This is a genomic window from Streptomyces sp. NPDC040545 (assembly GCF_055595065.1).
In genome coordinates this window covers 91,557-105,991 of record NZ_JBVIWA010000017.1, presented here as the reverse complement: position 1 = coordinate 105,991, position 14,435 = coordinate 91,557, and the positions used below count along the sequence as shown (strand labels likewise).

The 14,435-nt window shown below is 71.5% G+C and carries 10 protein-coding genes; 6 read left to right on the top strand and 4 right to left on the bottom strand.

Annotated elements, in window-relative coordinates; genetic code table 11:
* The first annotated feature begins 759 nt into the window (after positions 1-759).
* The 5 genes from ACZ573_RS28335 to ACZ573_RS28315 all read left to right on the top strand — a co-directional run bounded on the left by ACZ573_RS28335 (position 760) and on the right by ACZ573_RS28315 (position 9,490).
* On the top strand, positions 760-2,310 hold the full coding sequence (locus tag ACZ573_RS28335; RefSeq protein ID WP_471309235.1) for an AbfB domain-containing protein: 1,551 nt from the start codon (positions 760-762) through the stop codon (positions 2,308-2,310).
* A 913-nt stretch (positions 2,311-3,223) separates the two neighbouring features.
* Complete coding sequence (locus ACZ573_RS28330) at positions 3,224-3,883, top strand: hypothetical protein (protein ID WP_471309231.1); 660 nt, start codon at positions 3,224-3,226, stop codon at positions 3,881-3,883.
* A gap of 181 nt (positions 3,884-4,064) precedes the next feature.
* Positions 4,065-5,060, top strand: coding sequence for a hypothetical protein (locus ACZ573_RS28325; protein ID WP_471309229.1), 996 nt, complete (start codon positions 4,065-4,067; stop codon positions 5,058-5,060).
* 234 nt (positions 5,061-5,294) lie between these two features.
* Positions 5,295-9,230: a hypothetical protein gene (locus tag ACZ573_RS28320; RefSeq protein WP_471309228.1), complete on the top strand. Its 3,936-nt coding sequence runs from the start codon at positions 5,295-5,297 to the stop codon at positions 9,228-9,230.
* Complete coding sequence (locus tag ACZ573_RS28315; protein WP_471309224.1) at positions 9,227-9,490, top strand: hypothetical protein; 264 nt, start codon at positions 9,227-9,229, stop codon at positions 9,488-9,490. Before ACZ573_RS28320 ends, ACZ573_RS28315 begins: the two co-directional genes overlap by 4 nt.
* A gap of 309 nt (positions 9,491-9,799) precedes the next feature.
* Here ACZ573_RS28315 and ACZ573_RS28310 read toward each other — a convergent pair whose 3' ends face one another.
* The 3 genes from ACZ573_RS28310 to ACZ573_RS28300 all read right to left on the bottom strand — a co-directional run bounded on the left by ACZ573_RS28310 (position 9,800) and on the right by ACZ573_RS28300 (position 12,258).
* The gene (locus tag ACZ573_RS28310; RefSeq protein ID WP_471309222.1) at positions 9,800-10,291 is read right to left on the bottom strand and encodes a hypothetical protein; all 492 of its coding nucleotides are present in this window, start codon (positions 10,289-10,291) and stop codon (positions 9,800-9,802) included.
* A gap of 310 nt (positions 10,292-10,601) precedes the next feature.
* Positions 10,602-10,799 carry a CsbD family protein gene (locus tag ACZ573_RS28305; protein ID WP_471309219.1) on the bottom strand — a complete coding sequence of 66 codons (198 nt, stop codon included), beginning with the start codon at positions 10,797-10,799 and terminating at the stop codon, positions 10,602-10,604.
* 373 nt (positions 10,800-11,172) lie between these two features.
* Positions 11,173-12,258 (bottom strand): alpha/beta hydrolase-fold protein, encoded by a 1,086-nt coding sequence (locus ACZ573_RS28300; RefSeq protein WP_471309216.1) that lies wholly within the window; start codon positions 12,256-12,258, stop codon positions 11,173-11,175.
* 136 nt (positions 12,259-12,394) lie between these two features.
* Here ACZ573_RS28300 and ACZ573_RS28295 point away from each other — a divergent pair, with 136 nt between their 5' ends.
* Complete coding sequence (locus ACZ573_RS28295) at positions 12,395-13,567, top strand: amidohydrolase family protein (protein WP_471309384.1); 1,173 nt, start codon at positions 12,395-12,397, stop codon at positions 13,565-13,567.
* On the opposite strand, the gene ACZ573_RS28290 is transcribed toward ACZ573_RS28295, so the two are convergent.
* Positions 13,542-14,432 (bottom strand): STM4011 family radical SAM protein, encoded by an 891-nt coding sequence (locus tag ACZ573_RS28290; protein WP_471309213.1) that lies wholly within the window; start codon positions 14,430-14,432, stop codon positions 13,542-13,544. The genes ACZ573_RS28295 and ACZ573_RS28290 overlap by 26 nt on opposite strands.
* Between the last annotated feature and the right edge of the window lie 3 nt (positions 14,433-14,435).

The following is a 14,435-nucleotide window of genomic DNA, read 5'->3' as shown; positions in this document are numbered from 1 at the left end:
CCGGCCACGGGCTCCGTCCTGACCTGGAGCCTCACCCGTGACGATGACGTGGCGGCAAGGACCGTCAAGACCCCGGTGGCACCGCTCGGGCGGGCGAAGACGGGGACGGTGTGGCCGGGGCGGCAGTGGCCCAACTACCGCCATTTAAACGGAATCACATGCACCGAATGCGTGATGTGTCACTGTGTCAGGAGTGACGTTGCATTGCTCGACAAATGCGAGTTATGGTCCCAATGACCAATCTGACCTGGCAGCGTGCCGGAGGGGACCAAAGGGGCCGTGATGCCCCGGCGGACCGGGCGCTGAAGGTGTTCATATGCGCAATAGGGGGATTTGTGCTGCGTAGGTCCGTGCGCTCTGCGTTTCCGGGCGGTTTTCGAGGTCCGGAGCGATGCTCCGCAGCCTCGGCGCATTGCCGCACGCCCGTCATGATGAACGCCTCGACCGGCTCGCCCTTTCAGTCTTCTTCACCCTGACTCGTCGGGTACCGGCGGGCCTCCCGGCCTGAACGACTTCGTCTTTCGGCTCTTCTTCCGCTCGGTCTGGCCCAGGTACTCGGCGCCGTGCGGACTGCGGTGCGCGGTGCGCCTTCCGCAGGGCTGCCCCACGCGGCTGCCGGACCGCCGCGGCGCGTCTGCCGTCACTTTCACCAGCTCATGCCCAGCCGCCGGTTTCCCGGTGGCAGAGGAGTTTCGCAAGACCATGCACACCAATCACACCACTTCCCTACGAGTGCGACGGATCGTCACACGGGGCCTGGTGACCGCCACCGCCCTCGCAGCCGTCGCGGGCACCGTCGCGCCGAGCGCGTTCGCCGACAGCGCCTCCGGGACTGCCGCATCGGATGCCGTGGCCCGCGCCGCGGGCATCGGGACGACCGACGGCCAGCGCGTCGAGGCCGCGGCCGTGGTCCGCCTGGACCCGACCGCCGACCTGCTCCTGCTCAGCGACTACGACTTCATCCACGCACTGTGGCAGAAGGCCGTCGAAACGGGCGAGAAGCTGGACGCGGTGCGCACCGCCTCCGAAAAGGCGATGGCCGGCACGGCCGCCGAGGACCACGTGCGGTTCATCACCTCCGGCATCCATGAGGCGTACCGGCTCGACCAGGAGCGCGAGCGCTACAAGGCCGAATCCGAGCGTGCGGCCAGGCTGGCCAAGTCCCAGGTTCTGCTCGCCATCGGCATTCCCAGCACCCCGGAGCTGCTGTCCCTCGGCGACGACAACTTCGTCCGGGCCGTCGCGAGGCACGCCGCGTCAGGCCCCGAGGTACGGGCAGCGGCGCTGAAGGCGCTGCTCGGCGAGCCGGCGGACTGGCGGGAGTTCATCCTGAACGGCGCCCGTGACGCCCACAAGCGGGACGTTACGAACGAGCTGAAGGAACTGGAGGAGAAGAACCGCAAGGAGGCCGAGCGCCTCAAGGAGCTCGCGGCCCGCAAGAACGCCGCGGCCCTCTTCCGCATCACGCCCTCCCAGGCCATGCTCGAACTGAGCGACGACAACTTCATCCGCGAACTCCTGCGCCTGTCCCCCGCCGACCTCAAGAGCAGCGAGCTCTACGCGGAAGCGCAGCGCGCCACCCTCGCCTCGGACCCCACCGTGTGGAAGGCCTTCATCCACACCGGCGCCGATACCGCGTACAAGCGCGATGCCGAGAACCAGCGCAAGAAGCTCGCGGCGGCGAACCGCAAGCTCGCCCTGCAGATCAAGGCCGCAGCGCAGAAGAGCGGGGTCAACCTCAATCTGGCCGAGGCAGCCATGAAGGCGCTGGCCGGCAGCGACGAGGACGTCGCGCTGTTCCTCAGGCCGGACACCCAGGAACGGCTCAAGCGCCAGTCCCTCCGGGCGCGGGACAGCGGGGACTACGCGCGCCAGTCCGACGCGGACAACGGCAGGGCGGTCATGAGGAACCTCTCGGGCAGCAGCTCACTGAACGACCGTGAGGACGCCACCTGGGTCGTCGTACCCTCTCTTGCGAGCGAGCCCGGCTGCTACTCCTTCGAGTCCGTGCGCAAGCCCGGCTATTACCTCAGGAGCGGGGAGATGGAACAGGGCGCGCCGAAGGTGGAGATCGCCGCCGACGACCGCAGCGAAGCATTCCGCAAGAGTGCCAACTGGTGTGTCCGCCAGCCCCCGGCGCTCCCCGAGAAGGGCGGAGTGTCCTTCACGCAGGCCGGCGACACGGGCCTGAGGTGGCTGTCGCCCACGCCTCGGGACGTCTACGCCCGCTCCAACTTCACGTTCCCCGCGATCGGCAGTCAAGAGGCCCTCCTGGCCGTCTGGACCATGTCTCCGCCGCTGGCTCCCTGACCGCCGTGAAGGGCCCCTGCTCGTCCGGTCCGTCACGGAGCAGGCATGCAAGGGCGCCGGTGTCGATCGTGCCGCGTTCGTGAGAACCGCCCGACGAGCAGGTTCGGGTCGCGGTGCCCGGTGCGCCGCGGCCCGGCCTGACGAGCGCTGATGTCACAGAGCTCTTCGGCGGCCGGAAAAGATGGGCCTTTCGGACCAGAGGCAAGAAAACCAGCCAAGGGGCGGAAGGCGGTACGTATGGCCGACGATCACCGGAGTGGGTCGGAAGCGGCCGTACGGCCCGTCCGCTCGGCTCGTGCGGACCGTCCTCGCCGCCGTACGAAGCAGCGCGGGCAGAGCGTCAACTCGGCATGAGCGCCGGCTTCGTTGACCCGATCTCCGTTCCCCGTAAAGGGATTCCCGGGAAGCCGGGGGACTTCGCTGTGCGTAGTCGAACGTAATTCGGAACGTGAAATTCCGATGGCGAAAACAAGATCATTGTCGGGTTTGGGTATTCCTGTTACGGTCTCGATGACTGGCTGGGGAGCCGGTCAGGGGCCCACGAAGTGAGCGACCGACTCACACTGTTCCACTTTGTGCGCGTCCGTAAGGCAATTCACGGGGATACGGGGGACGGGACGGCAGTGGGCCGTGCGTGCGTCCAAGCGCGGTGACGACGCAGGGCACCGACGCGTCGACCATTCCGCGGACGGCAGGAAACGACAGCCCGTCGGGCTCGTGCGGGGCACTGTCGTGACGCTGCTGCCGGCTTGCGTCGACATCGCGCGGCGGCGGGGAAATCCCTCCGCCGCGCCGACGCGGCGACGGATGCGCGTACGTACGGAAGACCGGGGGCGATCTCCCTTCTTCCGCGATACCCATGTCGACCCCATGCTCCCCCAATTCAAAGCATCAAAGGGGCTTTTGAAACAGCATGCACAACAGAAACACCACCCCCCTGCGGCAGACCGTCGCACGGGGAATCGCGACCAGCACCGCGCTCGCCGCCGCTCTCGGCGTGGCAGCACCTGGCGTTGCGCTCGCCGCGCCGTCGCAGACCGCACCCCCGGCGACGGCGCAGGCCTCGAGCATCGGAACGACGGACACCCAACGCGTGGAGGCGGCGGCCGTCGTGCGGCTCGACCCCGCCCCGGACGTTCTCCTCCTCGGCGACTACGACTTCGTCCACGCCCTGTGGCAGAAGGCCAGGGACGGGGGTGAGCGGCTGGACTCGGTGCGTACCGCCGCGGAACAGGCCATGGCCAGTACCAAGGCCGAGGACCACGCGCGGTTCGTCATCACCGGTATCCACGAGGCCTACCGGCTCGACCAGCAGCGCGAACGGGACCGGGCCGAGGCCGAACGCACCGCCCGACTCACGAAGTCACAGGCGCTGCTGGCCGTCGGCATCCCCAGCACCCCCGAACTGCTCGCCCTGAGCGACGACAACTTCATCCGCGTGATCCTGAAGCACGAGGTCTCCGGGCCGGAGGTACGCGCCGCCGCCATACGTGCGCTGCTGAGCGACCCGGCGGCCTGGCGGGAGTTCATCGACAACGGTGTGCGCGAGGCCCACAAGCGCGGCGCCTCCTGACGTGAGCAGCCGAGAGGAAGCGGGCTTTCCGATGGCACGGATCTTGTGGCAGGTGAGTGTGGTCCTGGGGGTCGTCGCGGGAACGTGCACGGGTCATTCCGCCCACGCCCAGGACGCACCACCTGAGCGGACGTCGCTCCGGGCCCCGGCAGCAGTGCCGACGCTTCCGCCGCCGACATCCGTGCCTGCGCCGAGCCCCGGCTCGGAGGCGTCACAGGCGGCGCTGACCGCGGCCGCGGCCGGTGCGCGCAAGCAGGTGCAGGGGATCGCGCTGTCGGGGCTCCCCGCGGAATTGCGGACCTCGGCGTGGAACGCGCTGCGCAGCACCCGTGGTGATGCGGCGATCGCCGACTGGCTGGCGCCGGGCGGCGGGTACGACCTGGCGAAGCAGCGCCTGAAGGACGCCCGGACTCGCAACCGCATGTTCTGCGAGCGCGTGTTGCGCACCCATCCGGCGGATCTCGCGCCCCAGACCCGCGGTGCGGTGGAGCGGGCTCTGAAGGGTTCGGACGCCGACCGGGCCGCCTTCGTGAAGACCGGTTACGCCCAGGCGCAGCAGATCGACCGGATGGCCCGGGAAGCTGCCGCGGGTGAGCAGCGCGCGCTGCTGGACCGGGACCGGGAGTTCGTGCGGTCGCTGGCCGAGCACGATCCGGGCGAGCAGGTCCGGGTGGCGGCGCAGTGGGCTCTACGGCCCGGGGCCGCGGACGAGGACGTGCGGGAGTTCTACGGCTTCGGCTGGGTGACCGGCGGGGCTCTGGACCTGGAGGGCCACCGACTGCGGACCGCGGACTCCGAGGCCCTGCGCCACCGGGCGTTGACCCTGCTCCTGAAGACCGCGGCCGAGGCGGAGGAGGCGCTGCGCGGCGCGTCGGACACCGCCGCGGCCCGAGCCGAGGCGGAACGCGCCTGGCAGGCCGTGACCGCGCACGCCCAAGGCGCCCACACGGCCTGGTTGGCGGAACGGCAACGCGCCGGGCAACAGGCTGACAGTTGGAAGAACATACAGGCCCTCGCCGCGGGGGCGGCGGAGGAAATCTGGCAGCGCATCGCCGACCCCGCCGCAGAGAACCAACGCTCCTGGGCCAAGGAGGAACAGGACGCGACCGGGTCCGCCGCCTTCTGGCAGGACATCCTCCAGCGGGCCCACGACGGTGAGAACCGCGTGACGAGCTGACGCCCCCAGGGGGCGATCGGCGTCGGCCGATCACGTCGGGCGGGCTCATACGACACCCGGGTGCCCCGTCCCCAGCAGGGGACGGGGCACCCGGCTTTTCTGCTGCACCCATTTCATCACCATGTCCATCTCAACCATTTCAGGGGGATTTCTCTCGTGAGGGGAACAGTCCGGCCGGGGGCCGGAAAACGGCCCGGCCGTGTACGGGCGGCCGTCGCCAGGGCGGTGTCCACGATGCTGGCGGCTTCGCTGCTGGGCGGCCTGGTCGCTCCGGCCCAGGCCGCCACGCCCGGCCCGAACAGCTTGTCCTCGGCTCAGGCGGCCGCACTGCTGGCACAGTTCGCGCGGGCGAAGGAGGCCGCTGCGCCGCTCGGGGCGCCGCAGACCGGGCTCGCCCGGCTCAGCGCGGATGCCGACCGTCAGCTGGTGGAGGACTACGCCGAGTTCGACGAGGAGGAGGAGGTCCGCGAGGCGGCCAGGAAGGCGCTGGAGAGCACCGATCCGAACGCCGTCCGCCAGTTCCTGGAGCACGGTGAGGCTGAGGCCCGGCGGCGTGCCAAGGACAAGCGGAACACCGGTGACACCGAGAACCGGAAGAAGATCGAGCCGCTGCGGGGCACGGGCGGGCCGTTCTTCAACGCCGAGGTCGAACGTGTACTGACGGGGACCGCGCAGGACCGCGCGGACTTCCTGGCGTTCGGCGCGGAGATCGCGCGCGGGCGCGACAGGACCACCCAGGACAACGACCGCAAGCGGGCCGAGGAGAACCGCAAGCGCGTCGAAATGCTGGTCGCCTCCGGCGGTCCGGAGGTGAGGAACGCCGCCCGGCTGGCCCTCGCCGGCGGTGACGACAAGGTGATCGCGGAGTTCCTGGACAAGGGCTATCTGATCGCGGCGCAGAAGGACGCCGACGAGCGGGCCGCACGGGAGAAGGAGCAGAAGGAGGCGCTGGAGGCCGCGGAGAAGCTGCGCAAGCTCGCGCAGAAAGCCACCCGTGCCGCCGAGGCCCGCAGCAAGCTGATCGCGGCGCACGGCGATGCCGTACGAGCATTGAAGAACTCCGCCAACGCCATGAGCCGGGCGGCCGCCGCCTCACGCGATGCCGACCGGCTGCTGGCCGCGGACCGGGCGGGCAAGCGGCTGTCGGACTACACGAAGCTCAAGGAGGACGTCGCCCAGCAGGTCGGCTTCGCCGACACCGCCGCCAAGCAGGCCGCGGTCGCCGCCGGGCAGGCCAAGGTACAGGCCGAGGTCCTCGTGGAAACCGGGCTGACCTACGGCACGCAGTGGTCCGACGTCGCGGCCGGCATCTCCGCGGCGGCCGGCGCCGCGCTGCGCGCCGCGGAGACCGCCGCGCACGCGGTCGACGCCAGCGCCGCGGACTCCGCGGGCCTCAACTCGCAGAACCAGGCCCAACTGCACGAGCAGCAGGCCAAGGCATGGCGTGAGAACGCCGATCAGCACGCCGCGGCCGCATCCGAACTGGCCCGGCAGGCCGAGCAGCAGGCCAAGACCGCGGCCGACGCCGCGGCCAAGAGCCGACAGGCCCGGATCGATGCGGAGCAGGCCGAGAAGGAGGCCTGGGAGCACGCCCGTAACACCCGCGACGCCCGGGTGGAGGCCCAGCGGCAGGCGAAGATCGCCGACGACCAGCGAGTCGTCGCCCAGCGTGAACGCGACCTGGCCACCGCCGCCAGGGTGCGGTCCGAGCAGGAGCGGGACGCCGCGGCACAGGCGCGTGCGCTCGCGGACGCCGAGGCACGTACGGCGTCGGCCAAGCGCGCCGAGGCACAAGCGGCCGCGGCCACCGCCGCACGGATGCGCGGAGACGCGCAGACCCAGGAGGGAAACGCCTCCAAGGCCTCGAAGCTGGCGACGGACGAGGAGACCAAGGCTCGCGACGCGCGGAACAAGGCCTACGAAGCGGAACGGCTGCACAGGGCGGAGGAAGCCCGGGCCCGGGCCACCGAGGCACTGGCCGCCGCAGCGAGCAGCACGTCCGACGCCGGTCTCGCTCGGCAGGCGGCAGAGGCGGCACGAGCGGACGCGAACGCGGCCGGGCGGGAGGCCGTCACCGCCCGTACCGCCGCCGACTCGGCCACCGGCGCGGCGATGAGGTCGCGAGAGGCGGCCATCGCATCGGCGGGTGCGGCGGCCAGATCCCGCGCGGCGGCGACCGAGGCCGGAGGGCACGCCACACGAGCCGACGCGGCGGCGAACAGGGCCGAGGCCGCCGCCTTCGCCTCGAACGCGGCGGCGAACACCGCCGAGGCCCAGGCCGCCCTCACCCGCGCCGCGACCCAGCGGGCGAACGCCAAGGCGGCCGAGGCCACCGCACAGGAGAACCGCGCGGGCAGCGCCGCACATGCGGCCGCCCGGCTGGCCGGGCTGGCCGCCATCCAGGCCAACCAGGCTCTGCAGGCGGCCAACCGCACCAGGGACGAGGCCGACGGGGCCACCCGCGAGGCGGGCATGGCACAGCTCCAGTCCGCCATCGCGGTCCAGGCCGCCACCGGAGCCCGGACCACAGCGGCGGGCATCGCCGATCCGGCGAACACCGCGATCGCGCTCACCGCGCCCTTCGCCGGCAAGGACGTCGACGCGGACTTCGCCGCGGCGGTGGCCAATGCCGCGCTGCAGACCGGCAAGGAGCAGGTCGCCTCCGCGGAGGCGAAGGCCGCCGAGGCGGTCCAGGCCGCCGAAGCCGCCGAGACCGCGGCGAAGCAGGCACACGCACAGGTTGCGCCGGCGTACAAGGCGGCCGCCGCGGCCGCCCGCTCGACGGCGAACGCGACGAAGTCCTCGGCGGCCGCGACGGCGTCGTCCGCACAGGCCGCGGAGGACGGCGCGAAGGCCAGAGCAGCCGCGGCACGGTCCAACCAGGCCGACGCCCAGGCGCAGACCGACGCCCAGCAAGCCCGTCAAGCGGCGAAGGACTCCTACGCGGACGCGGTGGCCGCCAGGACCGCGGCCGCCCAGGCCGAAGCCGAGGCGGGACGGGCTCGGGGCGCCGCCCTGGAGGCGGAGAACCAGGCGACTGCCGCCAGCAGCGCCGCCACCCTGGCCGAAAAGGAGGCGAGCACCGCCCGGGCCGCGGCGACGCAGGCGGAGAAGGACGCCGCTGACGCCGAGAAGCTCGCCACCTCCGCCGAGGAACACGCCAAGACCGCGGAGACCGCCGCCAAGAACGCCAACCAGCACGCCCGTGAGGCCGACGAAGCGGCCAAGAGGGCCGAGGAGGAACAGCGCGAGCAGCAGCGCAGGGAGCGGGAGGAGGCCGCGAAGACCAAGCCGAAGGGCGACGCACCGGCCGCCCCTGACGAGGCGGAGCGCAAGGCGCTCGAAGCCGCCGGCATCAGCCTTGACGAGTATCAACTGGCCCGGGCGCTCACGGAGCAGAACCTCCTCGACTACCTGCTGGAGAATGGCGCCGAGATCCTCGTCGAACTCTTCCTCGAGGACATCAAGGCCTGCATCGACGATCCCGACATCCCGACCTGCCTCTGGGCCGTCGTTCAGAACATCGGCCCGGCCAAGGCGCTCAAGGTCGCCAGCAAGATACCGAGGATTGCGAAAGCCATCGCCGGGATCAACACGTTCCTCGACAAGTCGGCCAAGGCGAAGAAGCTCATCCAAAAGGGCGAGAAGATCGTCGAGCAGGTCAGGCGGGGACTTCCTGACTGCCTGATAGACAAGGTCAAGGACAAGAAGCCGGGCCCCACCCCGAAGTCCGGCATGCTGCTGGCCGGCGCCAACGGAAAGGACAAGGGCAAAGACAAGGGCAAGGACAAGGACGACGACGACTGCCCGGCCATCGGGATCACCATCTATCGCACCCCGAAGGTGGTCGACAAGGAATACGAGGACAAGTACGGCCCCAACCCGGCCTCACACACCACTGGTGACCAGTCGGTCTACTTCGGAGAGCGCAGCGTGGCCGCGGAATACATCGGTAGCGGCAGCGGCCCCTACGCGGACGGCATGTTCAGGTACGATATGTCGCCGGAGTTTCTGGTGAAATTCTCGAAGTCCCCTGAGCGATACGACTGGAAGGGTCCGAACGGTACCCCGCGCGTCGAGTTCGTGATTCCCGTCGACCGACTGAAGGAGTTCAACGAGCTCACCGTGAATCGTAGGTGGCTGCACAAGGGGAAGGACGGCGGCAAATGAAATTCCGCTTGCACCATGAGGTCGACGTGACCGTGGTCGCCTCTCAACCCTGGGGGCTGGACGTGGAGTCGCGGGACGGCACCCCCGGGTTCGTCGACCGGACCATGAGCCCGGCCTGGCCCTCAGGTGATCAGGACGCTCTCGTCGGCACGGTGCTCCGCACCGTCGTCATCGACGACCGACGAGACCCGGTGCGCCTGAGCGCTCTCGACGCAGACAGGGAAATCGCCCGCCGGAAGCGCTCGGCGGCCGGCGGCTGATCCCTCCGGCTCGGCCGCCCCAGAGGCCCATCGGATTCGACCCCGGTGGGCCTCCGGGCCGTCCGGCCGAATGGGTTGCGCCGGCTGTCGCGCAGTGCCGTCCTCGCCGCCCGTGGCCCCGTCCGCCCGTGGTCTTCGTGGCGTCCATCGTGCAGCACATACATACAGCCCGGCTCGCCGGCATGCGATGCATGGCCATCAAACGTGAGAACGTCGCCATCGCCGTTCGCACTGAACGAGGGACCCGGCGCGATCGGCGGATCGGCGCGGGCGTCGGCCGGGCCGCTGAGCGGCCCGGCCTTCAGCGGATCAGGCGTGGACCTGAACCCATTGGGTGCACTTGCGCTCGCTGCCCTTCGCGACGCACCCGCGCAGCTTGTACGCGTGGCCCTCGGGCAGGTTGCCGGAAACGACCTTCATGTAGATCGCCTTGTGGCCGCGCGTGGAAGCGATGCGCCCCGTGCTCAGCTCGGCCTCGACCGCCCATCCGTCGGGGCTGATGTCCTTGGCGATCAGGGAGTCGCCCGGAATGTCGGGCGCAGGCTGCGGATCGGCGTTCCACCGGGCGAAGCCCATGTCGTGGCCGTCCGTGGGGCTGACGAGGTTCATCGTGAACGACCCGTCCCCCGCCCGCGCGGCAACGCCCGAGATCCCGGTCCTGGACACGGAGAAGTCGATGTCGGTCGAGAGGTCGCCCACCTCGTCCGCGCTGGCGGTCGCGGCCCCGGCCGTGAACGCCACGCCGACGAAAAGGGCGGCCGAACCGAGGACCGCGCCGATGCGCTTGTGTATCGAACCCATGATTTCCTTTGTTCCCGCGCGCGACGGCACGCCGCCGCGCGCACGCTCTCCCGCCGGCCTCGAACTTCGCCGGGGGTCGTTCAACACCACTGTAACCAGGGTCCGTTGAGAGCCTACTGGCGGGTATCGGTCGAACCGTCATACCCGCCGGGCGACTTCGGCGGCATCCGGCGCAGCGGGTGACCGGGCTCGGGGGAGCATCGGCCGGCGGTCGACGCCGACCGTGACAGGGGGCGGCCCCACGACGCCGAGGCGCCGGGGGCCGCTCCTGCTTCACCCGCGTGCCACGTGGGGGGCTCGCGGGGTGATGTCAGGTCCTGTCGCGCTTGTCACGCAGGGAGTCCTGGATTCCGCGGGCGCGCTCCTCGGCCTCGCTCATGGCTTCCTTCGCCTTGCCCTTGGCCTGGTCCGTCTTGCCCTCGGCCTTCATCCGCTCATTGCCGGTGACCTTGCCGGCGGCCTCCTTGGCCTTGCCCTTGGCCTGATCCATCTTGCCCTTGTCTGCCATGGTGAACTCCTTGGTGTAGGAAATGTCGACGGACCCAAACTAGGCTGAAACAGACAAACGTGCGCGGCGAGGCCGGCGGTCGGCGCATGTTTTCGAGCCTCAGGCTCTGGGCCGTACGCGTGAACACCGGCGGGTTGCCGCCACAGCGGAGCCCGGGCCGCGGATCGGGCTGTTCGGCTCGCTCGGAAGCGACCTCGGTTCCGACAGGCCGTCTGCCCCGTCGGCCTTCTCCCATGCGCAAGAGTTCGCTACTGCGCTAGCGCCAGGCCGCCTCTTTCGGATCTTGTCGGCCGAGCCCGCGTTGTCCTCGGTCGGCGACGCTCCGCATCGCCCCCCTCGTCCGCCGTGCGATCCTTCCCCTCGGCCCTGGCGCCTAGCCGAGCGCCCAGGCCACGTCCCGGAGCAGGGCCTGGCGCCAGCCCGCACGGTCGTGGCCCGACGCCGACCGGGAGGCCCGCACGGTCGCACCGGCCCGCTCGGCCAGGGTCTCGACCAGCTCGCAGTGGGGCAGCATCCGTGTCTCGTGTTCCCCCACGTCGAAGGCGATCCGCAGGCCGGAAAGGTCGGGGCGCTCCCGCAGGCGTGCGGCGACGGAGCCGCCGACCGGACCGCCGAGGGGGTCCGCCGACCGCACGGCGCCGGGTGTCCACCACAGCGAGGCCGACTGGCAGGCGACCCGGGACACCAGATCCGGGAACTCCAGGGCCGCGTACACCGCGCTCAGCCCGCCCAGGCTCTGCCCGGCGACCACCAGGCGGTCCCCGCCCACGGGGACGCCGGACTCCGCGACCAGCGGCAGCAGTTCGTCACGGACCGCCTCCCACAGCTCCGGCCGGCATCCGAACTCGGCCTCCCGGTCCCTCGTCGGCAGGAAGACGAGGGTGACGGGGGGCATCTCGCCACCGGCGACGGCGGAGTCGAAGGCGGTCATGGCCGGGTGCAGGTACAGCCAGTCGTCCCCGTCCAGCAGCAGCACCACGGGCCCGCCGCCGCCCGCCGGGTGGATCCGTACGGTCCGCCGCCCGCCGAGCCGCTCGCTCGCCCAGCGGACCCGGGTCCGCGGGACGGGCAGGACGTCCTCGGCTCCGAAGGCGGGCCAGTGCGGCTGGGCCGGAGCGTCCGGGGTGGCGGCGACGGACCGGTCGCCGCCCGCGCCGGCCGGGTTGAACGGGTCGGCGTACGCGGTGTCGTCCACGAGGAACTGGTAGGTCACCCGCAGCCGCGCCGGCATCCGGACCTCGGCGTACCAGCAGTCCGTACCACCCCAGCGGCGCAGGGGGACGTCCTGCGACCAGCTCTCGAAGCCGATCCGGGCCGCGCCGCCCCGCCACAGGAACAGGGTCGTCCAACCGCCGCCGTCGGCGGGTACCGACCTGGGCCCCGCGACCGCCGCCCAGAACTCCTCGGACCCCGGCTCACCGGGCAGCCCGTATGCGGCGAAGGCGGTCTCCAGGGGCATGAAGTCTCCTAGCGGCGACGGGAGTCAGGCGAACCTCATTTATAGCGTTCCGGCGGGGTCCGGGAGAGGATGACCTTGGAAGGCGCTTCTCGTCGGCGGAAGGGGCAACGTGCGGGCCGTGATATCTGCGGGTCGGATGGTCACGGGTCCGGGCGGCCAAGTGGTCCCGGACGGGGCCGTGCTGTGCGACGGAGACGCGATCGTGGCAGCCGGACCGCGCGCGGAGGTCGAGGCGCAGGCCGGGACGGACACTCCACGGCTTGACTTCCCCGGGTCCACCCTGCTGCCCGGGCTCATCGATGCCCACGTCCATCTCGCGCTCGACGCCGGTCCCGACCCCGTGGCCGGCCTGCAGGCGGCAGGAGACGCCGAGCTCTACGCCGGGATGGCCGACCGGGCCGGACGGTTGCTCGCCACGGGCGTGACCACCGCGCGCGACCTCGGCGACCGGGGCGGGCTCGCCGTACGCCTGCGGGACGAGATCGCGGCCGGTCGGGTACCGGGGCCGCGGCTGCTGTCCGCCGGAACACCGCTGACCGTCCCGGGCGGGCACTGCTGGTTCATGGGCGGTGAGGTACGGGGGAGCGAGGCGATCCGCGCGGCGGTCCGCCGCAACGCGGCCGCCGGAGTGGACCTCATCAAGGTCATGGCCACGGGCGGAGGCATCACCAAGGGCGGACCGGCCAGTTGGCAGGCCCAGTTCACCCCCGAGGAGCTGAGCCTGCTCGTGGCGCAGGCGCGGAGCTCCGGGTTGCCGGTGGCCGCGCACGCCCACGGGACCGAGGGCATCGCGGCCGCCGTGGCCGCCGGGGTGGACACCATCGAGCACTGCACGTGGATGGGGCGCTCGGGCTTCGACGTACGGGATGATCTGGTCGACGCCATCGCGGCGCGCGGCATCGCCGTCTGCCCTGCGGCGAGCCCCGACTGGCGGGGTTTCGCCGAGCGGTTCGGCCGGGAGCGGGCCGAGGAGATGTTCGGGCGGCTCCGGTGGATGGCGGAGCGCGGCGTGCGCCTGCTGCCCGGTACGGACGCGGGCGTCCCGTACGCCGTCTTCGACGGGTTCGTCTCCAGCCTGGAGTTCTTCGGACACATCGGGCTGGCACCGGCCGAGATCGTCGACCTGGCCACCTCGGGCGCCGCACGGGTCCTGGGGATCGGCGGCGACACCGGCCGGCTCGCGGCCGGGCTCCGGGCCGACCTGCTGGTGGTGGACGGAGATCCGCTCACCGACCTCGCCGCGTTGCGTGCGGTCCGGCTGGTCGTGGCCGGCGGACGGGCGGTCAGTCAGCTGCCGGGGGCCTCCTGAGCAGGGGCATCAGGGGTGGGCCGGCCGCCGGGACGCGTTCCAGGACGCCGCCCGCGAAGACGTCGTAGAGCGGCAGCGTCTCCAGGTGGACGTAGCCGATGTGGCAGTCGCAGGTGGTCAGCGGGCACGGACGGGGGCCGAGCGCCGTCCGGTAGGAGCCGTCGTAGAGGTTGCCGAGCTCGGCGCGGACGAAGTGGCAGCGGCGGACCGTGCCGTCGCCGTCCACCGAGATCACCGACTCCCCGGTGCGGCACGGCAGTCCGGCCGAGCGGTGCGGGTGCCGGCTGTACGGGAACAGCGGGTCGAGGGCGGTCCACAGGCCGGCCTCGGCGTCGGTGTAGCCGTGACCGTCGGCCGCGTTCACCCACAGGTAGACGTGGGCGGGGAGGTCGGCGCGCAGCCTGCGGGCGTGTTCCAGGTTCTCGGGGAGGCCGACGATGCCGACGCTGTGGCGGATGCCCCGGTCGGCGAGGTCACGCAGCTTGACCAGGAAGCGGTCGTACGGGGTCTGCCCCGGGTGGTAGGTGCACCACAGGGCGAGCGTGGCGGGGTCGGCCTCCCCGAGCCAGTCCGTGCGGCAGCTCAGGTTGGTCTGGATGACGACGCGGTCGACGTGCGGCTGGTGCGAGAGGTCGACGAGGGCGCGGCGGTACCAGGAGCGGACCAGCCCCTCACCCCACGGCGTGAACAGCAGGGAGAGCCGGTCCTCCCCGGAACGGGAGCGCGCCCAGCCGGTGAACCGTTCGAGGGCTGCCCGGTCGGCGCGCAGCTGGGCCGTGGTGTCACGCCGCTTGGCGAACGGACAGTACGGGCAGTCGTAGTCGCAGGAGGCCAGCGGGCCGCGGTAGAGCAGGGTGAGGTCCACGGC